Below are 24,537 nucleotides of genomic sequence, written 5' to 3'. Positions count from 1 at the left end.
GACGGACATGACGATGCGCCTTACGAAAACCCGCACCATTGCACGCCTGGGACTGGGAAAGATTGTCGCGCTCCTTGCGAGCCTCCTGATATGGGCCGCACCGGCCGCAGCCCAGAACAGCGATCAATATTCTTTTCAGGAAGTCATTGATGCGGGCCACGGATTCTTCGGTGAAACCACCGGCGGCCTTGCCAAGGTGGTGGAGCGCGCCTTCCAGCAATACGGTCTTCCGAACGGTTACATTCTCGGCCAGGAAGGCTCCGGCGCCTTCGTCGCGGGCCTCACCTATGGCGAAGGCACGCTTTACACCAAGAACGCCGGCCAGCACCCCGTCTTCTGGCAGGGTCCCTCCCTCGGCCTCGATTACGGCGGCCAGGGAACCCGCGCCATGATGCTGGTCTACAACCTGCCTTCGGTCGATGCTCTTTACCGCCGTTACGGTGGTGTGAGCGGCTCCGCCTTCATCGTCGCCGGCGTCGGCATGACCTATCTGAAGAGCAGCGACGTGACGCTTGCCCCGATCCGCACCGGCATCGGCGCGCGTCTCGGCATCAACGTCGGTTATCTGAAGCTCACCCAGCAGCCGACCTGGAACCCCTTCTGATGATATGAGGGGCCTGCTGATATGAGGGGCCTGCAGGTTTCTTCTCCCCGAGGGGGAGAAGGTGGCCCGAAGGGCCGGATGAGGGGGCTAGCTCTCCTTATATCTCAACCCTCGCCCCCTCATCCCGCTGCCGCGGACTTCTCCCCGGCGGGGAGAAGAAATACGCGGCACCCTCGCCGCTCTGCAATTGCCGGGAGCCCCCTCCCCACGGTTGCAATAATAGCGTAACGTGCTTTCGCGCCCCTCTTTCCGAATGCGCGCGTATCTGAGTTTCGGAGACTGTCCCGCGTGATCGAATATGCCATTCTTTTCGGATTGGGTTTTCTCACCGCAACCCTGCTGGCCCTGTTGATCGCACCCGCGATCCACCGCCGCATCGTCGCCTATACGGAAAATCGCATACGCGCGACGATGCCCATCAGCCCGCAGGAAGTTCGCGCCCAGAAGGACATGGCGCGTGCGCTTTACGCCGCAGAGAACGCCAAGATCCGCCAGGAGCTGGATACGGAACGGGAAAAAAACACCTCCCTGCGCCTCGCCAACGAGGCCGCCTCCAGCGATGCCTACCGCCTTGGCGAGCAGAACCGCGGTTTCTCCCTGAAAATCGAGGAGCTGACGCTGGAAATCGGTGAACTGCGCGCGGCCCTCGATGCCGCCGAAGAACACGCCGGCGCCCTACAGGCGAACCTCGCGCAACAGGAGCAGGCCGCCAACGAGCGCGCCGGCCAGATGTCCGATCTCACCGCCCGCCTCACCCATCTGACGCGCGAGCTGGATGATTCGAAAATCCTCGCCGCCACCCGCGATCTGGAAGCCGAACAGGCCAAGCAGAGCGCCACGCGTTTCCGCAAGGAGGGCGAGACCGCCACCCGCGAATTGCAGGATGTGGCCGCCCGCAACAAGGAGGCGATGACGGCAGTTGCGCGCGAAAGCCGCAAGGTCACACGGCTCGAGGAGCAGGTCGCGACCGTCATGGCGAAAAACGCCGATCTCGACACGATGCTGACGCTGCGCAACCAGGAAGTCGCCCGGCTTAAGGAACAACTTGCGGCAACCGGCGGCCGCAGCAACGACATGATCATCCGCCTGCCGAACCCCGCCGTCTCGGACGACAAAACGGTCAGCCCATCGCAACCGACGGCCCCTGCCCCAGCCGCCGCGCTTGAAACCGCACCCGCCGCCGAAGAAGAGGCGGCACCGGCTGCGGCCGCAGAGGAACCAACCGCCCCGGTATCGACCGAGCCAGCGGCGCCGCAAGGCCTGGAGCAGGAAATCGAGGATATCCGTAATCAGGGCGCCGCGCTCACCGAACGCCTGCTGAATGTGCGCGGCGCCGGCAATGACGAACCCATCCGCCGCGAAATCGCAAGGATCGCCGCCGAGATGATCGCGCTGACGGCAGCACGCGAAGGTGAGGCCTCGCCTATTCCGGGGTTGCTGGCCAAGGCCTCCGGTTCGTCAGGGCGGGAGAGCCTTGCGACGCGGGCGAAAGTGGTGATGGAGAAGCGGAAACACTGAGGGTGTGGTTTACCCCCCTCTGCCCTGCCGGGCATCTCCCCCTCAAGGGGGGAGATCAGCAGGAGGCGCTAGCACCGCTCCGTTCGCAAACATTGAGATGGACGAGAGCCAACCGCGAGTCGATCTCCCCCCTTGAGGGGGAGATGCCCGGCAGGGCAGAGGGGGGTAAACCACACCCACCGATGGCCTAAACCCGCCCCACAACCCCCGCCATCTGATAAAGCGCCAGCCCCGAAGCCGTCCCTGCATTCAAGCTATCCAGCTGCGGCGACTGCGCGATCCGTGCCGTATGAAACCGCGAGAGCACCGATTGCGGCAACCCCTCGCCTTCCGTGCCGATGACAAGCGCCATGCGCTCGGATCGGGGAATATCGCGGATCTCGGTCTCGCCGCCAGGCGAAAGGCTCCAGATCGCAAAACCGGCCTCGGAAAGCTGTTCCAGCATCTCCACCGCCCCGCCACCGCGATGATAGGGCACTGACAGCACCGAGCCCACGGAAACCCTAAGCGCCTTGCGATAGAGCGGGTCACAGCACGTCTCGTCCAGCAGCACCGCATCGGCATAAAAGGCCGCCGCATTGCGGAACATCGCCCCGAGATTATCGTGATTGGAAATGCCGCAGCTCACGAGCACCAGCGAAGACGGAGGAAGCGCCGCCATCATTTCGGTGAGCCCGCGATCCTGAACCCGCCGCCCGAGCGCCAGAATGCCGCGATGCAGGTGAAAACCGACGATGCCGTCCAGCACGGGTGCTTCCGCCACATAAACCGGCACATCCGGCGGGAAATCGGCGAGGATATCCGCAACGCCGGAAAGTCGATTGCGCAGGATCAGGATGCTCTCCGCTGCAAAGGCACCCCCCGCTTTATGGGCGGCGGCCAGCATGCGCAGCACCACCGTGCCTTCCGCAATGAAGCGGCCCTGACGCCCGGTCATGTCCCGCTCGCGAATATCGCGAAAGGCGGCGATGCGCGGATCGGCGGGATCCTCGACCGGGATCAGCGGTCGCCCATCCAGCAGGTTATTGGCCTCACTGGCCATCGACCGTCACATCGGCGAGGAACCGGCCGGTCGCGACGTTGAAGACCAGCGCCTTGCGGGTGCCGTTGGCAAGCCTGCCGTAAAACAGCATGTCGCCGCCGGAATAGCTGACATTGTCGATCGTGAAGCCCTGTGGCAGGCTGGCGGTGACGGCCATCGGGCCATTGCCGGTGGGAACGGCAAGGTTCGGCGCTTCGCTCTGTGTCTGAACAGTTTTCGACGGCCCCATCGCCTTGTAGACAACCGCACCGAAGACAGCCATAAGGCTGATAAACATCACGGACCCCGACACGATCTGCAAACGGATCATCTTGCGGCGAACTTTTTCCATGGCCGGATCAAGCGGCTTGTCTTCCTGTTCGTCTTGCTCGATCTGCGTCATCGGGTTCCCTGAAATGCTGATGGATCGGAAAAATAAGAATGAACGACCCCTTTAAACAAGGCGGAGACGCAAGGAAAGTCCTGATTGCCGGGGAAGATGCCGAAGGCCGCCTCGATTCGTGGCTGGCAGGCGAGGTGGGCGGCGACTTCTCCCGCAGCCGCCTGAAGGCGCTGATCGAACAGGGCGCGGTTTCCCTCAACGGCCAGCCGGTGACGGAGCCGAAAAAGAAGGTGCATCCCGGCGACCGTATCGAAATCGTCATGCCCGAGCCGGAAGACCCGGAACCCAAGGGCGAGGACATTCCGCTCGACGTGGAATATGAGGATGAAGACCTGATCGTGCTCGTCAAGCCCGCCGGTCTCGTCGTGCATCCGGGCGCCGGCAACTGGACGGGAACGCTGGTCAACGCCCTCATCCACCATTGCGGCGACAGCCTCTCCGGCATCGGCGGCGTCAGGCGACCGGGCATCGTGCACCGGCTGGACAAGGAAACCTCCGGTGTCATGGTCGTGGCCAAGAACGACAATGCCCACCGCCACCTCGCCGCGCAATTTGCCGATCATGGCCGCACCGGGCCGCTGGAGCGCGCCTACAAGGCCGTCGTCTGGGGCCGCCCGCGCACCCTGCGCGGCACCATCGACGCAGCGCTCGGCCGCAGCGCCGACCGCACCAAACGCGCCGTCAAGCATGAGGATTCGGACGATGCCCGCGAGGCGATCACCCATTACGAGGTGATGGAACGCTACCATGAGCGGCCGGACGCCACCTGCCTCGCCTCGATGGTGGAATGCCGGCTGGAAACCGGCCGCACCCACCAGATCCGCGTTCACATGGCCCATATCGGCCATCCGCTGATCGGCGATCCCGAATATGGCGCGGCCTTCCGTACCAAAGCTAACCTGCTGGAAGAACCGGCAAAAAGCACCGTCCGCGGCTTTCCGCGCCAGGCGCTGCATGCCTATCTGCTCGCTTTCGAACACCCCCGCACCGGTGAGGTGATGGAATTCGAAACCGACCTGCCCGATGACATGGAAGCGCTGCTTACGGCATTGCGCGGTTGAAAAACCTGCATGGCGCGGTCAAAAAACTGCGCCATGCATTTCGCCGGAAGCCCCGGATAATAAAAAAAGATTAGCGGATAGCGATATTCCGTAGTCGGTCCTTTTTATAGACCGCCCCAATTTCGCTTCAATCGTCGCACCTCCTCGGCCCCGCAAAGCCTGAAATCGCGGCCATTAAACCGTGACGATTTCAAGCCTGCCAAATAAAGCGCAGAGACGCCATTCGTTCGATCCGCCCCGAACGGAACCGGCATGGTGACGGGATTTATCGCATATGAACATCGAAGACCGCCGGTTTATATTTCAGGATCTGCGTAGCGTCGAAGGTTATATCGACCCGCCCGATGCGCTTGTCTTCAAGGCTTTGCTACAGGCCCAGACCAAGGGCGGCCTTGGAGGCGGCATGGCGGAAATCGGCGTTTATTATGGCCGATCCTATTTCCTGCTGCGCAAATTCGCGCAGCCGCAGGAAAAGGTGCTGGGCGTCGATCTCTTCGATCTCGACCCGCCGGAAGACGGCAGCCTCGACCAATATGAGCGCCTGATGGAAAACGGCCGCCGGCTGGGCTTTCCAATGAACGAGAACCTCATCATCAAGGGCGACAGCACCCGGCTGGCGCCCGCCGATATCACCTCCCGCATCGGCCCCGCCCGTTTCTTCAGCATCGACGGCGGCCACACCCTGCACCATGTGCTGGCCGATGCGAAACTGGCCATGGAGGTGATCGCGCCGCATGGCGTCATCGTCTTCGACGACACTTTCAACCCCGCCTGGCCGGAAGTGACGGTGGGCGTCGCCGATTTCCTGCGCACCCATGGCCACAGCCTCGTCTGTTTCGGCATGACGAAGTACAAGACCTATGTCTGTCACCGGGAATTTCACGCCACCTATGCTGCTGCCATCGCCGCCGATCACGATCTGCAGGCGCTTTCCCATGTCGAAACGCAGTTCCTCGGCTCGAAGGTTGTGCGCCTGCACAATCCCATGCGCAGACGGGTAATGTATGAGCTGATGGTGCGCTCCGGCCTTGGCGGCTTCTCGGAACGAATCTACCGTTCGAAAGTTAAACAGATCAAGGAAGGTGTGACTGGAATATAACGCATGTGTGAACGCAGCGTTCGCTTGAAACGCGGCGGGCGCGTACATATCTGTCACATGGGTTCGTGCGGGGTCGGTAACGACCCGCAGCTTACGGTGCGCCTCCGGCGGGTTGATCGCCGATCAAAGAGGGTGCCGTTCCAGACCATAGATAAGGGGGTGCTTTATGGCCCGCAATAGTTTGCCTACGATTACAGCCGGCGAAGCCGGCCTCAATAGATATCTCGACGAAATCCGTAAATTTCCGATGCTGGAGCCGCAGGAAGAATACATGCTTGGCAAGCGCTACGCCGAGCATGGCGACCGCGACGCCGCGCATAAACTCGTCACCAGCCACCTGCGTCTCGTCGCCAAGATCGCCATGGGTTACCGCGGTTACGGCCTGCCGATCGGCGAAGTCGTCTCTGAAGGCAATGTCGGCCTGATGCAGGCGGTCAAGAAGTTCGATCCGGAGCGCGGTTTCCGTCTGGCCACCTATGCCATGTGGTGGATCAAGGCCTCGATCCAGGAATATATCCTGCGCTCGTGGTCGCTGGTGAAGATGGGTACAACCGCCAACCAGAAGCGCCTGTTCTTCAACCTGCGCCGGCTGAAGGGCCGCATCCAGGCAATCGACGATGGCGATCTGAAGCCGGAACACGTCAAGGAAATCGCGACGAAGCTTCAGGTGTCGGAAGAAGAAGTCATCTCGATGAACCGCCGCCTGCATGGCGACGCATCGCTGAATGCGCCGATCAAGGCGTCCGAAGGCGAGTCCGGCCAATGGCAGGACTGGCTGGTGGATGACCATGACAGCCAGGAAGACGTGCTGATCGAGCAGGACGAGCTGGAAACCCGCCGCCGCATGCTGGCGAAAGCCATGGGCGTGCTGAACGAGCGCGAACGCCGCATCTTCGAGGCCCGCCGCCTCGCCGAAGATCCGGTAACGCTGGAAGAACTCTCATCCGAGTTCGACATCAGCCGCGAACGCGTGCGCCAGATCGAGGTTCGCGCCTTCGAGAAGGTTCAGGAAGCGGTACAGAAGGAAGCGCTCGAAGCCGCCCGTGCATTGCGCGTGGTGGATGCGTAAGCGCTCCTTAAAACACTAGGGCGCGGACTCGTTAAATGATGCAATCCATATCCTTATTGCTGCGAGCTTGAGTGCTGCCAGATAGTTGTCGGCCCGGCGGTCATATCTTGTGGCAAGTCCGCGCATCTGTTTGATACGATTGAAAAAACGCTCGACGTGGTTGCGCTGACGATAGACCCAGCGGCTGAAGCTGAAGGTCTGTTTGCGGTTGGCCTTGGCGGGAATGTTTGCCCAGCATTTCCGTTGCTTGGCAAAGCGACGGATCGCGTCGGTGTCATAAGCCTTGTCCGCAAGAAGCGTCGCACCGGGCCGCAATCCGCTCAGCAACTTTTCCGCCATGGGAGCGTCGGCAGCCTGACCTGCGGTCAGCTCCATACGAACAGGCCGCCCATCGGCATCCACGAGCGCATGGATTTTGGTGGTCAGGCCGCCACGGGAACGTCCCATGCAAGGATCGGCAGAGCCCCCTTTTTAGCGTTGGCACCGTGCTGGTGAACGCGAACGCACGAGCTGTCGATCATCACGATGTCACCCGCATAACGCTTTGACACGGCATCAAGAAGTTGATCCCAGACACCTGCCTTTCGCCAGCGAGAGAAGCGATTGTAGAGCGTCGTTCGCGGGCCATAGCGCTCGGGCACATCGCGCCAGGACGAACCCGTCCTAAACCGCCAAAGGATACCATTGATCACCCGGCGGTCATCAACGCGTTTCACTCCACGGCTCTTGGTGGGAAGCAGCGGCTCGATGACGGCCCATTCTTCGTCGCTCAGTTCGTGACGGCGCATGACGATCTCCCTTCAAGGGGAGTGAATCATAATCCGCTCGCCACATGAACCCCGTTTATGGGGACGCGTCCTAGTCAATAAAAAGCCCGCGGATCGCAAGATCTGCGGGCTTTTTGTTTGAAACTAGCGTTATTCAAGACGGTGGGCGGAGCCCCCTCATCGCCTCGCTGCGCTCCGGCACTTCTCCCCGGCGGGGAGAAGAAGCAGGGGCACCGTCTCATTCCACAGGGGACTTCAGATCGATGCTGTGAGAGGCGATAAGGCGCGGCAAATTCTTCTCCCCGCCGGGGAGAAGTGCCGGAGCGTAGCGAGGCAATGAGGGGGCCAGCTCTCGGCACGCCCCCGGATCATCACTGACCGCCAGCGGCCGGCGTTGCCGCCGCCCATTCGCTGAGCGCCTTGTCGAAGGCGGCGATGCCGTCATTGCCCTTTTGCAAGGTCAGCAGAGCACGCCGGCCGTTGCGATAGGAGACCGGAATGTCGATCCAGTTGCGGCTCTTCAGAAGCTCCAGATTGGTCTTCATCGCATCCGGGAAGTCGTTGAGCGCGATCATGTGGAAATCGTCAGTGATCTTGGCCGGAACCGCGATCAGAGCATTGCCACGATCCTGCTCGGTGCTCTTCATCGCGATGCGCTGGACGCTGTCGATAGCACCGCCTTCAAAGCCGGGCGACACCGAGAAGACGATCTCGATCAGATGGCTGGCCGGCAGCGACGGATCGGTATTGCGCTTGAAGGTGATCAGCGCGCTGAGGCCACGGCCGGGAACGTTGATCTGACCCTGCACGGTGGGTGAAGGTTTGCCATCCCCGTCATTTTCCTGCTGCAGCGACCAAGAAACGCTGCCTTGAATGGCGGTCGGCACCGTCTGGCCCAGCACTTCCTCATAAAGGAACATGCGGTCGCCGGCAGCGGCGGCAGGCTGCTGCGTCGGCGGCGTGCCGGCAGGCGTTCCGGCGGGCGCACCGGCATTATTGGCCGGAGCCTCGCCCGCAGGCGGCGGCGCGACATTCTGCTCATAGACCGACTGGCCTTCGGCGGTAACGGGCTGGCCGTTCGCGCCCGGCGCAGGTCCCTCGTCACGCTCTGTGCCGTCGGCCAGAAGCCGCTGGGTGAACTTGGCGCCGGTGACGGAGCCGTCATCGCCATTGGTCGGGGTCGTCGGCTGCTGCCCCGTGGCGGGCGGCTGCTGGGTCGCCGGCGGTGTCGAGGTCTGCGCCTCCTCACCCGTCCCGTTCGAAGCCGTCTCGCTTGAGCCGCCGTTCTGTGCGGAGCTGACCAGCCCGCCGACCATATCGTTCAGCACATCGCGGTTCATCCACACGGCATAACCGCCGCCGGCTAGCAGCGCCACGCCGGCAAGGGCAAGCACCACCGACGCATAATTGCGGCGCGGCTTCTTCTTGACCATATAGGCGGGCGTCGCGGCGGCAGCGCCCACGCCATTCGTTTCGCCCGGAGCCTGACGGGTGGAGGACGACGACGCGCCATCATAACCGATCAGCTCGTCCAGATCGTCCCAGGGCGTGCGTTCCTTATCGTCCTTTGCCGCTGCCTGATCGCCGAAGAGATCGTTATCCGCGCGCGGCAGCGCCGGCGCGTCCTTCGGCGGAATGGCGATATCAGCATCCTGGAAATAGGACGAGAAATCCTCGACCACGGCTGCCTTTTTAGGGGCCTGCTCTTCCGTCTGGCGATGTTCGTCGAAATCATGCCGGCCACCAAAGGCGGGCGCGTGCTCCACGGCGGCGGGACCGAAATGGTCGTCCGCCTCGCGACGCTCATGCTCGTCGTAAGGGGCCGGCTCGAAACTTACCTCCGGTTCCTGGTAATGCTGCGCGGCATAACCGGCAACGAGGGGACCTTCGTTGGTCTCGTTACGAACCTCTTCATATTCCTCTCCGGCCGCACGCACATCGTCGTCCTGCGCTTCATCGAGCTTGCGCCAGTCATCCTCATCAACCGGCTGCGCCCAATGGGAGGGAACGGAATCATCAGCGGCATCGAGCGCCGTTTCAGGCTCCGGCTGCTGAGCCGGCTCTTCATCCGCCCGTGTGAAATAGGTGCCGACGGCTTCGTCGGAAGCCTGTGCCGTGGCGGGAGCGGCATGAACCGTTTCCGGCGCATCATAAAGCTCTTCCGGCTCGTGTTCGTCGTGATGCTGTTCGTCATTGGCGACGGTGTCAGTGTGCCGGGGCTCTTCCTCTTCGGGCGCTTCTTCGTAAGCCGGCTCCGATTGCGCGGGTTCAGCGGCTGCCGGCTCTTCATAGACCGGCTCGTGCCGTTCCTCTTCCCGCTCGGCCTGCTCCATAGGTTCAGCGGCGCGGGCCTCGTCTTCGTCGGCGACATCCTGCTGGTAATAGGACGCAGCAGTCTCTTCCGCAACGGGAGAGACAGCGTCATCTTCCTCCAGCGCCGGAAGCGCCTCGGCATATTCGCTGTCCACCTCGGCAATGGCGGCGTCCAACTTGGCGATCTGCCGGCGCAACAATTCTTCCGGCGGACGTGGCTTCATATTCTCGAGCTGGCGCACAACAGCACTGCGCGCCTTGTCGTAAACCTTCGCCCGGTTTTCGGGAGTATTGTTCGCCAAGCCATCCACGGCCTTGCGAATGACTGCTACAAAATCCGCCATAAGCACTTTCTCGTCGTGACCGGCGACGTACCGGCCCGATATGGTTTATGAATCTAGATCGCCGAGGACATTAATCCTCAAACGGATCAGTCACAAGTATGGTGTCGTCACGCTCCGGACTTGTCGACAGAAGCGCGACAGGCGCCCCGATCAATTCCTCGACCTGACGGACATATTTGATTGCCTGAGCAGGCAAATCCGCCCATTTTCGGGCACCGACGGTAGATTCCTTCCAGCCTTCCAGTGTGACGTAGATCGGCTCGACCCGCGCCTGCGCGCCCTGGCTTGCCGGAAGATGATCGATTTCCTGCCCGTCCAGCTTGTAGCCGACGCAGATTTTCAGCTCGTCGAGACCATCCAGAACATCGAGCTTGGTGAGCGCGATGCCGGTAATACCGTTGGTGGCGACCGACTGGCGCACCAGCGCGGCATCGAACCAGCCGCAGCGGCGCTTGCGGCCGGTGACGGTGCCAAATTCATGACCCTTTTCGCCCAGGAACTGGCCGATCTCGTCGTTCAGTTCGGTCGGGAATGGGCCTTCGCCAACACGGGTCGTGTAAGCCTTGGTGATGCCGAGAATGTAACCGAGCGAACCCGGACCCATGCCCGAACCGGCAGCGGCCTGGCCAGCAACCGTGTTGGACGAGGTTACATAGGGATAGGTGCCGTGGTCGATATCGAGCAGCGACCCTTGAGCGCCTTCAAACAGGATGCGCGCACCGGCGCGGCGCTTCTTGTCGAGCAGCAGCCACACGGTTTCGCTGAACGGCAGGATGCGCTCGGCGATAGAGCCCAGCTCCTCCATGATGGTTTCATGCGCAACTTCGGCCGCGCCGAAACCGCGACGAAGCGCGTTGTGATGCGTCAGGATGCGATCGACCTTGGCGGAAAGCGCCTCCATGTCGGCGAGATCCATGACGCGGATGGCGCGGCGGCCGACCTTGTCTTCATAGGCCGGGCCGATGCCGCGGCGCGTGGTGCCGATCTTGGTGCCGCTGTTGGAGGCCGCGTCTTCGCGCATGCCGTCCAGCTCGCGGTGAAGCGAAAGAATGAGGGTGGCATTGTCGGCGATACGCAGGTTTTCCGGGGTAACCTTCACGCCCTGCGCTTCCAGACGGCCGATTTCGGCGATCAGCGCATGCGGATCGACCACGACGCCATTGCCGATAACGGCGAGCTTGCCGGGACGCACGACGCCGGACGGCAGAAGCGAAAGCTTGTAGCTGACACCGTCGATGACAAGCGTATGGCCGGCATTATGGCCGCCCTGATACCGCACGACGACATCTGCCCGCTCGGACAGCCAGTCGACAATCTTGCCTTTGCCTTCGTCGCCCCATTGCGAGCCGACCACCACAACATTCGTCATTTCTTGCTTTCCTGCTCATGGCGCTTGCGCGCCCGATAACCCGATTGGAAACCCAAACCCGCGAATGTATACTGTGTTGTTTTACGGAAAGCGACCCTGTTTCTTATGGAGAATTTTGCTTTTTCCGTGACAAGGCGCGGATTTCCCGCATTATCTCGCCCCGTGGGGGCCAAGCGCAGACGCAAGGCCGCCATTCACCCCCTAGCCGTTTTCCCACCCATTGAAGAAGCGAAACATCAGCGTGCCTTCGAAAGCCTATATCGCCCTCATCATCGCCACGCTCTGCTGGGGCGGCAATACCGTTGCCGGCAAGCTGGCCGTCGGCCACATCAGCCCCATGGCCTTCACCTTCCTGCGCTGGGTCTTCGCCGTCGCCATCATCTTCGCCATTTCCGTGCCGCAGCTCATCAAGGACTGGCCGGTGGTGAAAAAACGCCTGCCCTATTTCCTTGTGCTCGGCAGCGTCGGCTATACCGCCTTCAACGTGTTTCTCTACACGGCCCTGCAACACACCTCAGCCATCAACGCCGCCGTCATCCAGGCCGGCATTCCCATGGTCATCTTCGTCCTGAACTTCATACTGTTCCGCACCCGCGTGCTGTTCGGCCAGATCGCCGGCTTCTGCCTCACCATCGCCGGTGTGGCGCTGCTCGCCTCGCATGGCGATCCGGTCTCGCTGCTGCAACTGGAAATGAATGTCGGCGACGCGATCATGCTCCTTGCCGTGCTGGTCTATGCCATCTACACCGTCATCCTGCGCTGGAAACCGGCGGTTGACTGGCGCACGCTGATGGCCATCCCTGCCTTCTTCGCCCTCGTGACCTCCGTGCCGCTGATCTTCTGGGAAATTTCGCGCGAGAGCGTCGTCTGGCCGGATCAGAAGGGTTGGGTGCTGGTGGTCTATGCCGGCATTTTTGCCTCACTCGTCGCGCAGATCCTGTACATCAAGGGCGTGGAACAGATCGGCGCCAACCGCGCCGGCCTCTTCATCAACCTCGTGCCTGTCTTCGGCACGCTGCTGTCCGTCTTCGTGCTCAGCGAGACACTACATACCTATCAGATAGCCGCTCTCATCATGGCGCTGGCGGGCATTGCCGTCGCGGAACGAAAAAAATCGCCGGCTTCCTGAACCAACAGGGTCAGGAAAACCGGCGCAGTCTGGCAGGCATGAAAGAATGGAGCATCGGATCGCAAACTGTTTCCGATGCTCGAACGAAAGGTCAAAGCGCGGTTTCGCGCTCTGCCGGAGAAAAGACGGCGTTGCCAAGGACGATATCGCCCTTGTCTGTGGTAACGATCAGCACTTTTTCGAGCGATCCGTCATTGTTCAGCGAAAAGGCGAGGCGCAGCGCGCTGGAGGACCAGCCGGCGCCGGCAAGGGCCGCGCGCTTGATGGCGGCGCAGTCACCGCAATCGCCAAGGCTCAAAGACGGCGTTGCCGGGACATCGGTTGCAAAACCGGAGAAATAATCGTCGAGCGCGCCCATTGTGGCGTTCACATCGCGGTTGACGCGCAGCAGTTCCTCACGGCGCTCGACCGTCAGCGGCGCAGCGATGGTGGAGACGCACTGACCCGCGGAAAGAACGCAGCCGAAACCGCCCGGAGCGGAAACATCGATCTGCGCTACCGCAGACTTCTCCACGGCGGCGAAACCGCGGGCAAAACCGGCAGCGCCAGCAGCATCGGCATGGTTGGACATGGAAGCAACGGCAATGCCGCAGATGGCGGCAGCGATAATCTTCTTCAGCATTTCATACCCCGTTTGCGATCCGCCGGCTTGTGCCGGTCTCGATTTCTGTTTCGTGGAAGCGTCTCCTTCAAAGGCCGCTCCCCGTCTGTGATCCCACAATGGCACAGCACTGTTTTCAGGCGCTTTAAGCCGATTGCTACAATTTTATCGGTTTTCATTTTTGTACAGCGGACGCTTTTTTTCGAATATGCGCCGATACCGTCACCGCGAATTCCGCGGCAACGTTGGAAAGCGATATAGGGGGCCGCATCGCTGCGGGGGTATCAAAAGGGTATTGCAGGGTTTGCAAACGATGCGGCCCCGGCTTCAAACATATGACCCGCCCGCCAAACCGGTTCATGTTTGGAGGATGGGCATATGCCGGCTGCCTGAACCGTGACATCGGGAAACTCCCCGGTTTCGGCCGCCTGCCCCGTCCATCTTGCGCCGCGCGCACGCCTGATGGCCGGAATGAGCCAAGTATAGCCGGGCCGGCGGGACCGTGGACGCGCGGGGATGAACGCGTCTTGAAAAAGGCGCCCGGAAGGCGGTTTCGCCCCATCCCCGCCACAGGAATTTTCAGCGGGTTAACAGCCGCACGATCGGCGGCATTTGAATTAACCTTGTCTTAAAACCCGACGTTAATGGTTAGCAATTTAAGAATAACGGAACGAAAGGGTTCCGTTATGCGTGGCGTATCTGTCGTTTTTTTCCTGATGCTCGTCCTGGCCGGCTGCGCCACCGCACCGTCGCAGGTGACCAATGCCTGTGCGATTTTCGAGCAGCGGAACGGCATCTTCAACAACTGGCGGCGCGATGCCAAGGCGGCCGAGCGCGAATTCGGCGTGCCCGTGCCGGTCATGATGGCGACGATCTACACCGAATCCGCCTTCCGCCCCTATGCACGGCCGCCGCGCACCAAACTCTTGGGCTTCATTCCCTGGAAACGCCAGTCGAGCGCCTATGGTTATGCACAGGCGCTGGACGGCACATGGAGCGTTTACCAGCGTGAAACCGGCCGCTGGTCGGCAAGCCGCACCGATTTCACCGATGCCATCCATTTCGTCGGCTGGTATCATGCCAAGAGCCGCCGCGAAAACGGCATTTCGCTGAACGACCCCTATAATCTCTACCTCGCCTATTATTCCGGCCATGCCGGGTATGCGAGGGGCAGCTGGCGCAACAATTCCGCGGTCCAGAAAGCCGCCCGCCGCTCCGCCAACATGGCGCTGCGTTACGAGGCGCAGTTGCAGAAATGCGGATATCGCTGAGGCGAGACTGGACAAGTTCACTTGAGAACAAGGGACGGAGTAGCAACCTCCTCCGTCATCCTCGGGCTTGACCCGAGGATCCATGGTCACGGCGGGCGGTGGATCCTCGGGTCAGCCCGAGGATGACGTTTTGTCGGGAGCGGCATGGTGCCGGAATGGTCGCGCCAGACGGAGAACGCCTGTGCAGCCACACGCCTATTCCCCATAAGTCGCCAGAAAACCCCTGACCGCATCGATCTCGCCAGCGCGGATTTCATGCCCGCCCGGGTGCCACACCGTTTCCACCGTGCCACCCTGCGCCTTGAGGCTCTGTTCCAGCGCCTTCGTCAGCGGCACCGGGCAGATCGGATCGCGCTCGCCGGCCGTAATCAGCACCCGGCGCGAGGCCTTGGCGGGAGAAATCTTCGGCTCGAACGGGATGAGCGGATGCATCAGCACCGCAGCGTCGAAAAGCTCGGGCTGTTCGATCAGTACATTGGCAAGAATATTCGCGCCATTGGAAAAACCGAGGCCGATGACCGGACCCGCCTGATAATGCTCCCGGTTCGCCTTGATGAAATCCGCCATCTTGACGGTCGCCCGTTGAAGGTCGGCCATGTCGTAGACGCCCTCTCCCGTGCGCCGGAAAAACCGCGCCGCGCCATGTTCGGAGACATCGCCGACGGGTGAGAGAATGGTCGCCTCAGGCAGCAGGCGCGAGCCGAAATCGAAGAACTGGTTTTCATCACCGCCGGTGCCGTGCAGCAAAACGAAAAGCGGTGCACCGGCAGCGCCGGCGCGGGATTTGTGGAAATAGCTGTCCCTGGTCATGGGAGAATCCTTTCTGAAAGGAAGAAGGTTCAACGATACACGCGGCTTCTTCAGCCAAGCGGAGCAATCATGGGGAGCGAGCGGGTGGCGCCCGTTTCTTCTCCCCGCCGGGGAGAAGTCCGCGGCAGCGGGATGAGGGGGCAAGGGCGGTGAGATACGGCAACGGTGCCCCCTCATCCGACCCTTCGGGCCACCTTCTCCCCGGCGGGGAGAAGAAACGGGCGGCCAAGTCCCTGACAATTAAACCGCCTTCTCATCCCCCAACGGTTCCAGCTGCTCTTCCAGCACGGAGCGCAGATGGGCGTGCTGGGTCGGCAACTTCAGCGCCTCGCCGAGATGGGCGGTATCCTCGTCGCGGTCGAAACCGGGTTCGTTGGTGGCCACTTCAAACAGCACACCGCCCGGCGTGCGGAAATAGATCGCCCAGAAATAATCGCGGTCGATCACCGGTGTCACCTGATAGCCGGTATCCATCAGCGCCTTGCGCACCTCCAGCTGCTTTTCACGGTTTTCGACCGCAAAGGCGATGTGGTGCACAGACCCCGCACCCAGCCGCGCGCCAGAAATATTCGGCATGGTTTCGATGTCGATGAAGTCGGCGCCGTTGCCGCCGGGAATACCGAGGCGCAGTACGCCATCCTGACGATCCACTTCCTGATAGCCCATGAATTTCAAAAGCTCGGCCGTCGCACCTTCATCACGAAGACGCAGCGACGCACCCTGAAAACCATGGATCGCCTGATCCGCGCCGACACCGTTGCCGATCCATTGCGCACGGTTGTCGTCCCTGACCTCGACCAGCGCAAAACCGTCGCCATCGGGACCTGCGAAATGCAGGCGTTTGTTGCCAAAGACTTCATCCGCCTTCAGGCCATCCACGCCGGCTTTCGAAAGACGGTCCTGCCAGTAGCCGAGCGATCCTTCCGGAACGGAAAACAGCGTCGTGCCCACCTCACCGGTGCCGGGACGGCCACGAGCGATATGCGGGAACGGGAAATAGGTCATGACGGAGCCGGGCGTGCCGACCTCATCGCCATAATAGAGATGATAGACGTCAGGCGCGTCGAAATTGACCGTCTTCTTCACCCGGCGCAGGCCGAGCGTATCGGTGAAAAAATTGTTGTTCTGGCGCGCGCTCGCCGCCATGGACGTGACGTGGTGAAGGCCCTTGATCTGGTTGAGCATGATAAACCCCTTTTGCCTGGCGGGCCTCACGGTTGGGGCCTGCCCTGTTCATGGCGTAAAGATGGGGTAACAGCGCTCTTGCGCATAGAGTGGGCAACGGGAACGGATTGTTCCCGAATGATGAACGATAAATTCGACTGTTCAACGAGCCCGATAAGGCAGCCTCAATGATCGTCGGCAGCGCCCAAAGTCCAGTAGCCGACGGCGCGCAGCGATGCCTTCGGGAAGGCAATCTCATCAGTGAGGAAAGATTTTGCCGCCCTCGCCTCGGATTTTTCGCAGGCGACAAAGACATGCAGGCCGTCATGATCCGCACTCCAGCCATGATCACGCAGCGCCTTTTCGATGAGGCCGGCGGTGCCGGCGGGCTTGCCGCGGCGATAAAGCCACGTCCATGCGACATCGGCCGCGCAGACGATCTCCTGCCGTTCGGCTTCGTCATCGATTTCGGCATAGACGCTAAGCTTTTTCCCGGCCGGCATTTCGGCCGCCATGCGCAGCATCACCGGCAACGCCGTCTCGTCACCGGCAAAGACATAACGCTCGGCTTCCGGGCAAACACCGCTCGGGCCGATGATGCCGAGAACATCGCCGGGCTTCGCCGTCGCGCCGAAGGTCGCCCCCGGCATGTTCTCACCCTCATGCATGACGAAGTCGATATCGACTTCACCGCGCGCGATATCCCCGGAACGGATGGTGTAGACACGCCGTGTGAGAAGATCGTCGCCCGCCGGCCAGACGATCGCCCCCGTGGGCGCAAGATAAGGCCAGACCGGCGCGCGGGCCTGATCCGGCACCAGAAGCAGGCGCACATGCATGCCGCCGGTCAGCAGCCTTTCGATGCCGTTTTCGACGGAAACCACCAGCCGGCGCATATGCGGCGTCAGATTATAGGCGCGGGCGACCTTGCCGACGAAGAGATTGGGCAATTCACGCTGCTCGGCGCCATGGCCGCTCCAGCGGAAATCCAGCCCCGTCTCTCCGGAGAATTCGACGATATGCTCGGCCACCATCGCCTTTACCGACATCAATATATGTTCGGAAATGCAGCTGACCCTTGCGGCGAAACGGCCGCTCTCGGCGCTGAAGCTGCCATGGCCATATTCGGTCTTGAACCGCACCGTCGCACCTTCGCGTTCCATCTCCATATGCTCGGAAAAATGATCCTCGAAAGCATCGACGATCGACAGCGGATCGGACAGCGAGACGGAGGTTTCGGCAGACAGGAGAGACACGGGCATAATCCTTCACTTTGTAGTCCGGTTATCTTTAATCCCGACAACCGCAAAGCGTAAAGGTATTTTATGAGTGTCTAGAGAAGGTTTTTGTCGCTGCCCGCCGTTTCCGGCAACTGCCAGTCGATGGGAGCACGGCCATGGGAGACGAGAAAGGCGTTTGCCTTGGAAAAATGGCCATTGCCGAAAAAGCCGTTATGGGCCGAAAGCGGAGACGGATGCGGCGAGCGCAGCACGAGATGCTTGCGCTGGTCCACGAAGGCCGCCTTCTTCTGGGCATAGGAACCCCAGAGCAGAAAGACGACAGGGTCGCATTCATCGTTGACGGCGCGGATGACGGCGTCGGTGAATTTTTCCCAGCCCTGCCCCTGATGCGAGGCGGCGCGGGACTCTTCCACCGTCAGCACGCTGTTGAGCAGAAGCACACCCTGTTTCGCCCAGCTTTCCAGAAAACCGTGACCGACCGGGCGAATGCCGAGATCGCTCTGCAGCTCCTTGTAGATATTGACGAGCGAGGGGGGAATGCGCACGCCGGGCTGAACGGAAAAGCACAGCCCATGCGCCTGGCCGAGCCCGTGATAGGGGTCCTGGCCTAAAATGACGACCTTGACCTCATCGAGAGGCGTGAGATCCAGCGCCCGGAAATAGTCCGCGCCCTTGGGGAAGATGCGCTTGCCGGCGGTCTTTTCGGCAAGCAGGAACTCCTTCAGCTTGAGCATATAGGGGCTGGCGAATTCACCGGAAAGAACGCGTTTCCAGCTATCCTCGAGTTTCACGCCTGCCTCCGCCATGCCCGCCTCTCCTGTAGTCGCGCTTATTTGAACCGGTTGCCGCGCTGCAGCACTTCGATCTTGTAACCGTCCGGATCGCAGATGAAAAAGTATTTCGCGAAGGGCTGGCCCTTATAATCGGCTTCGATGATCTTGCCCGGAGAAAGCCCCAAGTCGATGAAACGTTGGTGTTCGGCGTCCACATCGGCAACGCTGACGGCAAGGTGGCCGTAACCGTCCCCCAGCGCATAGGGCACTTCGCGACCCCGGTTGACGGTCAGTTCCAGCTCGAAATCGCCCTCGGCATTGCTGAGATAGATCAACGTGAAATTCTCGAACTCGGCGCGTTCCGCGATCTCAAGGTCGAAAGCCTGCCTGTAAAATTCCACCGAACGCTTTTCGTCCAGCACCCGGACCATCGAGTGGATCAGCTTGGCCATGGTGTTTTCCTTCTTCTTCCTGTTGACGGCCCGGTTATGCTCCGTGCATCGCGGCCCAAGGGAATAAGGATTGAGCGTCACGCTTTCAACCCTAAAGGCGGTCTGCGACAGGACCTAGCGGCCATATCACGGCAAATGTGATGACGGAAACCCCTGATTTTTTGTGGTGTGGCCGGGGCATGCGGCAACGGGACCGCATGGTTTTGAGCCCGCCGCTCTATCCTGAGTGACGAACTCATGATACCGGCTAGGCATGCGCCTTTTATACCTCTGTCTTGGCTGGGTGATGGTCGCGACCGGCATTGTCGGCGCGTTTCTTCCCGTTTTACCCACCACGCCGTTCCTGCTTCTGGCGCTCTGGTGTTTTTCGCGCTCCTCGCCAAAACTCGAGGCGTGGCTGCTGGCCCACCCCCGATTCGGCCCTTCGCTGCGGCGCTGGCGTGAACGCGGCGCAATTGCCCGCAATGCCAAGGTCGCAGCACTTTCTGCCATGTCCGTCAGTTACGCCGCTTTCTGGTTTCTAAGCGAGCCGCCGCCGCTGCGGGCGACAATCGTCGCCGTCATCATGCTGGGTTCCGCGCTCTTCATCGCCACCCGTCCGGAAAGCTGAGGCGAAGGACAGGTCCTTAACGGTGCCGCGACTGCGGCAGCACGTAAGGGATATGCCGCGCCGGCAACCGGCCGACGACACCGCCGATGCCATAGACACGCGCAATCGTCTCGTCGCTGATCGTTTCCAGCGAGGGGCCGCTCGCCGTCACCCGGCCGCCATGCATGACGATGAGTTGATCGGCAAATTCCGCCGCAAGATTGAGGTCGTGCAGAATGGCGAGCACCAGCCCGCCGCCGCTTGCAAAGTCACGCGCCGTTTCCAGCACGGCGATCTGGTGGCCGATATCGAGACTGGCCGTAGGCTCGTCGAGAAAGAGCGCCCGCGCCTCGCCGTTTTCCATCGGGTTCGGCACCTGTGCCAGCGCCCGGGCAAACTGCACCCGCTGCTGCTCGCCGCCGGAGAGCATGTTGTAGGACCGCTGCTCAAAACCGCGCAACCCGGCCTTGGCAAGCGCCCGGCGGGCCTGTTCTTCCGGCGTACGAGCCCCCTGTGCAACCGCTCCCATGCGCACGATTTCGAGCGCCGTGAAAGGAAACGCCAGCTGGGTGCTCTGCGGCAGAACGGCCCTGAGATGGGCGAGCTGGACCGGCGTGAAGGCCGGCAGGTCGACATCGTTATAGGTCACCGACCCGGCCTCAGGGCGCATCTCACCCGAGAGAACCTTCATCAGCGTGGATTTGCCAGCACCGTTGGGGCCGATGATGACATTGACCTTGCCGGGCTTCAGATCGACGCTGACCGCATCGAGAAGCCTGCGGCCGGAGCGGATGAGGGTGATGTTTTCGGCCCGGATCATGACATGTTCCGCATGGAAAACCCGCCGCGTCCCAAGAGCAGGAACAGGAAGACCGGCGCGCCGATGAGCGCCGTGACGACGCCGATGGGCAGTTCCGCCGGTGACGCAACGGTGCGGGCGAAACTATCGGCCAGAAGCAGAAGTGCTGCGCCGCCAAGCGCGGAGGCCGGCAGCAGGAAACGATGCGACGGGCCAATGGCGAGGCGAAGCAGATGCGGCACGACGATGCCGACAAAACCGATGGAACCGGCCGCCGCCACGCTTGCGCCGCAGGCGGCGGCAACGGCGAGAATGACGATCCGTTTCAGCCGCTGCACCGGAATGCCCATGTGAAAGGCGGCAGCATCGCCGAGGATCAGCGCATCAAGCCCGCGGGCAACGAAGGGAATGATGGCAAGCACGACGATGATGAAAGGCAGGGTGGCGAGCACCTTGGCAGGCGTGGCCCCGCCGAGCGAACCGAGCGACCAGAAAGTGATGTCGCGCAGCGCCCGGTCATCGGCGACGAAGATCATCAGCCCGGTCAGCGCGCCGCTGATTGCCGCCACCGCGATGCCCGCCAGAATGAGCGTGGTGGTGGAGGTTGCGCCGTCCTTGGTGGCGATCAGATACAGCACCCAGGTGTTCAGCAGTCCGCCGAAGAATGCCATGACCGGCAGGAAATGCGGTCCGAAAAACACGGCCACCGTAGCAAGCGCGCCTTCCCCAAGAGATATGGCGGCAACCGCAAACAGCGCCGCACCCGAGGTGACGCCGACAATGCCCGGATCGGCCAGCGGATTGCGGAACAGGCCCTGCATCATCGCCCCCGAAACGGCAAGCCCCGCGCCGATCAACATGCCGAGCGCCGTGCGCGGCAGGCGCACCGCCTCGAGAATGATCCTGTCGCGCGCATCGAGCTGATCCGCGCCGCCGGTAAAATAAGCCCAGAGTTCAGACATGCCGACACCCGTGGGTCCGCTGACCAGCGATACGCCACAGGCAAACAGCAGGATGGCGACAAGCACGGCAAGGGTGACAGCCCCCTGGCGGGATCTGTCGCCCGCGACCCTGCCTTCAGCGGAACTCAATGCCGCAAGGCTCACGGCTTCACCACGTCGGGATAGAGCTTATTTGCCAGCTCACGACCGGCAGCCGGCGTGCGCGGGCCGAAACCGATGAGATAAAGCCCGTCCATGCTGATGAGGGCCTTGCTGGCGGCGGCAGGCGTGGACTGGAAGGCCGGCAGCGCGAAAATCTCTTCTGCCTTGGCGGCATGGTCGCCGCGCGCCATGGTCAGCACCACATCGGGTGCTGCGGCAATGACCGCCTCATCCGTCAGCGGCTTGTAACCATTGATCTCCTGAGCCGCATTGATGCCGCCTGCCATTTCGATGATCGCGGCCGCTTCGGTATCCTTGCCCGCCGCCATGATGCGGCCGCCGGCGGTGGAAAGCACGAAGAGAACGCGCTTTCTGCCCTTCTCCGGTATGGCGGAGACATCCTTGGCGAGTGCATCGAGCCCTGCTCTGGTTTCTGCCGCCAGCGCCTTCGCCTTGTCGGAGAGGCCCACAGCCGCGCCGACATCCTCGATCTTTTTGGGAATGGCGTCGCCGCTCGGCGGCGTGTCGACGGTGACGAAAGGCACCGCGCTTGCCTTCAGGATGGCGATGACATCGGCCGGGCCGGAACCGTCTTCGGAGAGGATGAGATCGGGCTTCTGCGACAGGATGCCTTCGGACGAGAGCGCCCGCATGTAACCGATATCCGGCTTCGCAAGCGCATCAGCCGGATAGCTGCTGGTGCTGTCGCGCGCAACGATGCGGTCCTGCGCACCCAGCACATAAAGGATTTCCGTCACCGTGCCGCCCACCGCGACGATGCGTTTCGCCTCCGGATTACCCTTGTCCGAAGCCATGGCAGCCGGCGCGGCAAAAGTGATTCCAGCGGGCACGAGGGCGGCGAAAACGAAGGAACGAAGGCGGGAATTCAACATGGCGTTATCCTGAAACACGACCCGGCGCCGGTTTGCCCGCGCCACTAATCTTGAGTTATTTACACATGTTTATACACCGCGCAATCGATAAGTGGAGTATTTTTGTTAGCTTTGTCGCGCCCCCCTTCCCAACCTCCCTGCGGCTGGATATCCTGACTCAAACTGGAAACTTAAAGGGAGACTTTCATGTTTATCGCAATGAACCGCTTTCGCGTGGTGCCGGGCTATGAGGAAACCTTCGAATCCATCTGGCGCGAGCGCAAATCGCACCTGAGCGAACTGCCGGGCTATATCGAATTTCACATGCTGAAAGGCCCGAAGGCGGACGACCACACGCTTTATGCCTCGCACACCGTCTGGGCCACCAAGGACGACTTCCTTGCCTGGACGAAATCCGAACAGTTCCGCGCCGCCCACGCCAAGGCCGGCGAAAACCGCGGCAAGGTGGAATATCTTTCCGGCCCGCATTTCGAAGGTTTCGACGTCATCATCCATGAAGACAAGAATGGCGAACGCCGTTCGATTGCGGCCTGAGACCGCCCGATGAGCATTGCAGCCCAAAAGATCGACGACGACAGGCGGGCCCGCGCCGCCGCTGCGCTTGCCGAAAAGCCTGACGGCGTCGTGGAGGCCATTGCCGCCAAGGCAGAAGTGACGCCTGCCGAAATTCTGGCGATTCTGCCTGAGGGTGCGGCCGTTTCCGCTGCCGCCGACCAGTTCGACGCAATCTGGAACGAGATGCGCGGCTGGGGAGAAGTCCTGATGATCGTGCAGACCGGCGATATCGTGCTGGAAGTGCCCGGCCACCTGCCGGAAGGCACGGAAAGCCATGGCTGGTTCAACATCCATGGGGACAGCCCCATAGGCGGTCACATCAAGAAGGACAATTGCGCCGGCATCACCTTCGTCGATCGCGGCTTCCACGGCCGCCGCTCCTGTTCCGTCTGGTTCATGAACGCCGCCGGCAGCGCCATGTTCAAGATTTTCGTCCGCCGCGACGAGAAGAAGGAGTTGCGCCCGGAGCAGCTGGCGAGGTTCGAAGCGCTGCGGGACGGTTTCCGCGGCTGATACCCTGGGAGGAGAGGCTGCCCGGCCTCTCCCATCCTCATTCCCGTGCTTGTCGCAGGAATGAGGGCAATGGGGACGCGCGGACACAACTCTCACAATCGCGCCCGCCACCATCCGCGCTGATCTCGGCCTCTGCACACGACTGAAATATCGACGGTTCATCGCCCGTTCAGTGCCGTTTTCTATCATCCGCTGAAATTTGATCGGCACCAGCACGGAGCAAGCACCATGACCGACCGCCAACCTCTTCTTTCGCGCCGCAGTTTTGCCGGGCTTGTTGCGCTTGTGCCGCTTTTTGCAGCGGGCGGCGCGGCTGCCGCACCGGCAAGCCTGCGCGGCAGCGTTTCCTATCGCGAGCGCATCGCCCTGCCGCCGGGCGCAACCGTCACCGTGCGCCTGATCGACGTTTCGCTGGCGGATGCGCCGTCGCAGACGATTACCGAAATCACAGTCCGCCCGCGCGGTCAGGTGCCGGTGCCCTTTGTGCTGCGTTACGATGACCGCGACATCCGTGGCCGCCGCTCCTATGCGCTGAGCGCCGAAATCCGTGACCGCGACCGGCTGCTCTTCACCACCACGCAGCGTTACTCCGTGCTGACCGGCGGCCGCGACGATACCGACCTCGTGCTGGAGCGTGTGGGCGCTGGTCCCGGCAGACCCGAGCCGGAAGCCGGCATCGACGGGCGCTGGCTGGTGCAGGACATCCGCGGCGAACGGGTTCGCGGCCGCCGTCAGGCGACGCTGGAAATTACCCGCGAGGGTCGCGTTTCGGGCAATGCCGGCTGCAACGGCATCGGCGGCGAGGTGAAGATCCGCCGCAACCGTGTCGATTTCGGCCGGATGATTTCCACCCAGATGGCCTGCGCGCCGGACATCATGCGCCAGGAACGACAGTTCATTGAAGCCCTGGAAGAGGCCCGCTCCTTCAGGCTTGAGCCGCGTCGCGGTACGCTGGAGCTGCTCGACCGCCGCGGCCGCACGGCGATGCGTCTGCGCCGCGCCTGAGGCCGGCAACCTGCCGAAACACCCTGCGTCGCCGTGCTGGCCCAAACTGTGCTGGCCCAACTGTGCTGGCC

The 24,537-nt window shown here is 61.9% G+C and carries 25 protein-coding genes; 11 read left to right on the top strand and 14 right to left on the bottom strand.

Features of this window, described 5'->3' with window-relative positions; all coding sequences use genetic code 11:
• The first annotated feature begins 7 nt into the window (after window positions 1-7).
• Window positions 8-604, top strand: a complete 597-nt coding sequence (locus AGR1_RS01065) for a DUF1134 domain-containing protein (protein ID WP_162520559.1) — start codon at window positions 8-10, stop codon at window positions 602-604.
• Window positions 605-892: 288 nt separating this feature from the next.
• Window positions 893-2,122, top strand: coding sequence for a hypothetical protein (locus tag AGR1_RS01060; RefSeq protein ID WP_080789880.1), 1,230 nt, complete (start codon window positions 893-895; stop codon window positions 2,120-2,122).
• 187 nt (window positions 2,123-2,309) lie between these two features.
• Here AGR1_RS01060 and AGR1_RS01055 read toward each other — a convergent pair whose 3' ends face one another.
• Together AGR1_RS01055 and AGR1_RS01050 are read right to left on the bottom strand one after the other, a co-directional pair.
• Window positions 2,310-3,164 (bottom strand): RNA methyltransferase, encoded by an 855-nt coding sequence (locus AGR1_RS01055; RefSeq protein WP_149145949.1) that lies wholly within the window; start codon window positions 3,162-3,164, stop codon window positions 2,310-2,312.
• Window positions 3,154-3,546, bottom strand: a complete 393-nt coding sequence (locus AGR1_RS01050) for a hypothetical protein (protein WP_080789879.1) — start codon at window positions 3,544-3,546, stop codon at window positions 3,154-3,156. Before AGR1_RS01050 ends, AGR1_RS01055 begins: the two co-directional genes overlap by 11 nt.
• 38 nt (window positions 3,547-3,584) lie before the next feature.
• Here AGR1_RS01050 and AGR1_RS01045 point away from each other — a divergent pair, with 38 nt between their 5' ends.
• The 3 genes from AGR1_RS01045 to rpoH all read left to right on the top strand — a co-directional run bounded on the left by AGR1_RS01045 (window position 3,585) and on the right by rpoH (window position 6,775).
• Window positions 3,585-4,607 carry an RluA family pseudouridine synthase gene (locus AGR1_RS01045; protein WP_080789878.1) on the top strand — a complete coding sequence of 341 codons (1,023 nt, stop codon included), beginning with the start codon at window positions 3,585-3,587 and terminating at the stop codon, window positions 4,605-4,607.
• Window positions 4,608-4,881: 274 nt separating this feature from the next.
• Window positions 4,882-5,706, top strand: coding sequence for a class I SAM-dependent methyltransferase (locus AGR1_RS01035; protein ID WP_149145948.1), 825 nt, complete (start codon window positions 4,882-4,884; stop codon window positions 5,704-5,706).
• 166 nt (window positions 5,707-5,872) lie between these two features.
• Window positions 5,873-6,775, top strand: a complete 903-nt coding sequence (gene rpoH / locus AGR1_RS01030; RefSeq protein ID WP_080789876.1) for an RNA polymerase sigma factor RpoH — start codon at window positions 5,873-5,875, stop codon at window positions 6,773-6,775.
• A 15-nt stretch (window positions 6,776-6,790) separates the two neighbouring features.
• On the opposite strand, the gene AGR1_RS01025 is transcribed toward rpoH, so the two are convergent.
• The 3 genes from AGR1_RS01025 to AGR1_RS01015 form a co-directional block, all read right to left on the bottom strand.
• A protein-coding gene (locus AGR1_RS01025; RefSeq protein WP_246666603.1) for an IS5 family transposase occupies window positions 6,791-7,569 on the bottom strand; the annotation gives its coding sequence in 2 pieces (ribosomal slippage) (window positions 6,791-7,240 and window positions 7,243-7,569; 777 coding nt in all).
• 344 nt (window positions 7,570-7,913) lie between these two features.
• Window positions 7,914-10,199 carry a hypothetical protein gene (locus tag AGR1_RS01020; protein ID WP_187772010.1) on the bottom strand — a complete coding sequence of 762 codons (2,286 nt, stop codon included), beginning with the start codon at window positions 10,197-10,199 and terminating at the stop codon, window positions 7,914-7,916.
• A gap of 70 nt (window positions 10,200-10,269) precedes the next feature.
• The gene (locus AGR1_RS01015; protein WP_080789874.1) at window positions 10,270-11,568 is read right to left on the bottom strand and encodes an adenylosuccinate synthase; all 1,299 of its coding nucleotides are present in this window, start codon (window positions 11,566-11,568) and stop codon (window positions 10,270-10,272) included.
• 241 nt (window positions 11,569-11,809) lie between these two features.
• Between AGR1_RS01015 and AGR1_RS01010 the strand changes: the two genes are divergently transcribed.
• Window positions 11,810-12,697: a DMT family transporter gene (locus AGR1_RS01010; protein WP_187772009.1), complete on the top strand. Its 888-nt coding sequence runs from the start codon at window positions 11,810-11,812 to the stop codon at window positions 12,695-12,697.
• Window positions 12,698-12,788: 91 nt separating this feature from the next.
• Here AGR1_RS01010 and AGR1_RS01005 read toward each other — a convergent pair whose 3' ends face one another.
• Window positions 12,789-13,319 carry a transglutaminase-like cysteine peptidase gene (locus tag AGR1_RS01005; protein ID WP_149145945.1) on the bottom strand — a complete coding sequence of 177 codons (531 nt, stop codon included), beginning with the start codon at window positions 13,317-13,319 and terminating at the stop codon, window positions 12,789-12,791.
• A 665-nt stretch (window positions 13,320-13,984) separates the two neighbouring features.
• On the opposite strand from AGR1_RS01005, the gene AGR1_RS00995 reads away from it, so the two are divergent.
• Complete coding sequence (locus tag AGR1_RS00995) at window positions 13,985-14,569, top strand: transglycosylase SLT domain-containing protein (RefSeq protein ID WP_149145944.1); 585 nt, start codon at window positions 13,985-13,987, stop codon at window positions 14,567-14,569.
• 195 nt (window positions 14,570-14,764) lie between these two features.
• Here the strand turns inward: AGR1_RS00995 and AGR1_RS00990 are convergent, their stop codons facing one another.
• From AGR1_RS00990 to AGR1_RS00970, 5 genes are all read right to left on the bottom strand, one after another.
• Window positions 14,765-15,379, bottom strand: a complete 615-nt coding sequence (locus AGR1_RS00990; RefSeq protein WP_149145943.1) for an alpha/beta hydrolase — start codon at window positions 15,377-15,379, stop codon at window positions 14,765-14,767.
• 240 nt (window positions 15,380-15,619) lie between these two features.
• Window positions 15,620-16,564, bottom strand: coding sequence for a VOC family protein (locus AGR1_RS00985; protein WP_149145942.1), 945 nt, complete (start codon window positions 16,562-16,564; stop codon window positions 15,620-15,622).
• Window positions 16,565-16,728: 164 nt separating this feature from the next.
• Entirely contained in the window at window positions 16,729-17,805 is a 1,077-nt protein-coding gene (locus AGR1_RS00980; RefSeq protein ID WP_149145941.1) for a DUF2218 domain-containing protein, read from the bottom strand.
• Between the two features lie 71 nt (window positions 17,806-17,876).
• Window positions 17,877-18,590, bottom strand: a complete 714-nt coding sequence (gene ung, locus AGR1_RS00975) for a uracil-DNA glycosylase (protein ID WP_149145940.1) — start codon at window positions 18,588-18,590, stop codon at window positions 17,877-17,879.
• Between the two features lie 23 nt (window positions 18,591-18,613).
• Entirely contained in the window at window positions 18,614-19,009 is a 396-nt protein-coding gene (locus AGR1_RS00970) for a VOC family protein (RefSeq protein ID WP_080789865.1), read from the bottom strand.
• A gap of 253 nt (window positions 19,010-19,262) precedes the next feature.
• On the opposite strand from AGR1_RS00970, the gene AGR1_RS00965 reads away from it, so the two are divergent.
• Window positions 19,263-19,619, top strand: coding sequence for a YbaN family protein (locus tag AGR1_RS00965; RefSeq protein WP_080789864.1), 357 nt, complete (start codon window positions 19,263-19,265; stop codon window positions 19,617-19,619).
• A 16-nt stretch (window positions 19,620-19,635) separates the two neighbouring features.
• Here the strand turns inward: AGR1_RS00965 and AGR1_RS00960 are convergent, their stop codons facing one another.
• The 3 genes from AGR1_RS00960 to AGR1_RS00950 are packed head-to-tail and all read right to left on the bottom strand — an operon-like array spanning window position 19,636 to window position 22,393.
• On the bottom strand, window positions 19,636-20,418 hold the full coding sequence (locus AGR1_RS00960) for a heme ABC transporter ATP-binding protein (protein WP_149145939.1): 783 nt from the start codon (window positions 20,416-20,418) through the stop codon (window positions 19,636-19,638).
• A complete protein-coding gene (locus tag AGR1_RS00955; protein WP_149145938.1) occupies window positions 20,415-21,503 on the bottom strand; it encodes an iron ABC transporter permease in 1,089 nt (362 codons plus the stop codon). Before AGR1_RS00955 ends, AGR1_RS00960 begins: the two co-directional genes overlap by 4 nt.
• Window positions 21,500-22,393, bottom strand: coding sequence for a hemin ABC transporter substrate-binding protein (locus AGR1_RS00950; protein ID WP_149145937.1), 894 nt, complete (start codon window positions 22,391-22,393; stop codon window positions 21,500-21,502). Before AGR1_RS00950 ends, AGR1_RS00955 begins: the two co-directional genes overlap by 4 nt.
• Window positions 22,394-22,579: 186 nt before the next feature.
• Between AGR1_RS00950 and AGR1_RS00945 the strand changes: the two genes are divergently transcribed.
• The 3 genes from AGR1_RS00945 to AGR1_RS00935 all read left to right on the top strand — a co-directional run bounded on the left by AGR1_RS00945 (window position 22,580) and on the right by AGR1_RS00935 (window position 24,466).
• The gene (locus AGR1_RS00945) at window positions 22,580-22,927 is read left to right on the top strand and encodes an antibiotic biosynthesis monooxygenase (protein ID WP_003522597.1); all 348 of its coding nucleotides are present in this window, start codon (window positions 22,580-22,582) and stop codon (window positions 22,925-22,927) included.
• Window positions 22,928-22,936: 9 nt separating this feature from the next.
• On the top strand, window positions 22,937-23,461 hold the full coding sequence (hutX, locus tag AGR1_RS00940) for a heme utilization cystosolic carrier protein HutX (protein ID WP_149145936.1): 525 nt from the start codon (window positions 22,937-22,939) through the stop codon (window positions 23,459-23,461).
• A gap of 228 nt (window positions 23,462-23,689) precedes the next feature.
• Complete coding sequence (locus AGR1_RS00935) at window positions 23,690-24,466, top strand: YbaY family lipoprotein (protein ID WP_149145935.1); 777 nt, start codon at window positions 23,690-23,692, stop codon at window positions 24,464-24,466.
• Window positions 24,467-24,537 lie beyond the last annotated feature (71 nt).

The organism is Agrobacterium sp. B1(2019) (assembly GCF_008274755.1).
Classification (GTDB): Bacteria; Pseudomonadota; Alphaproteobacteria; order Rhizobiales; family Rhizobiaceae; genus Agrobacterium; species Agrobacterium salinitolerans.
Note: the sequence above shows the minus strand (reverse complement) of the source record. Positions and strands in the feature narration are given on the sequence as shown.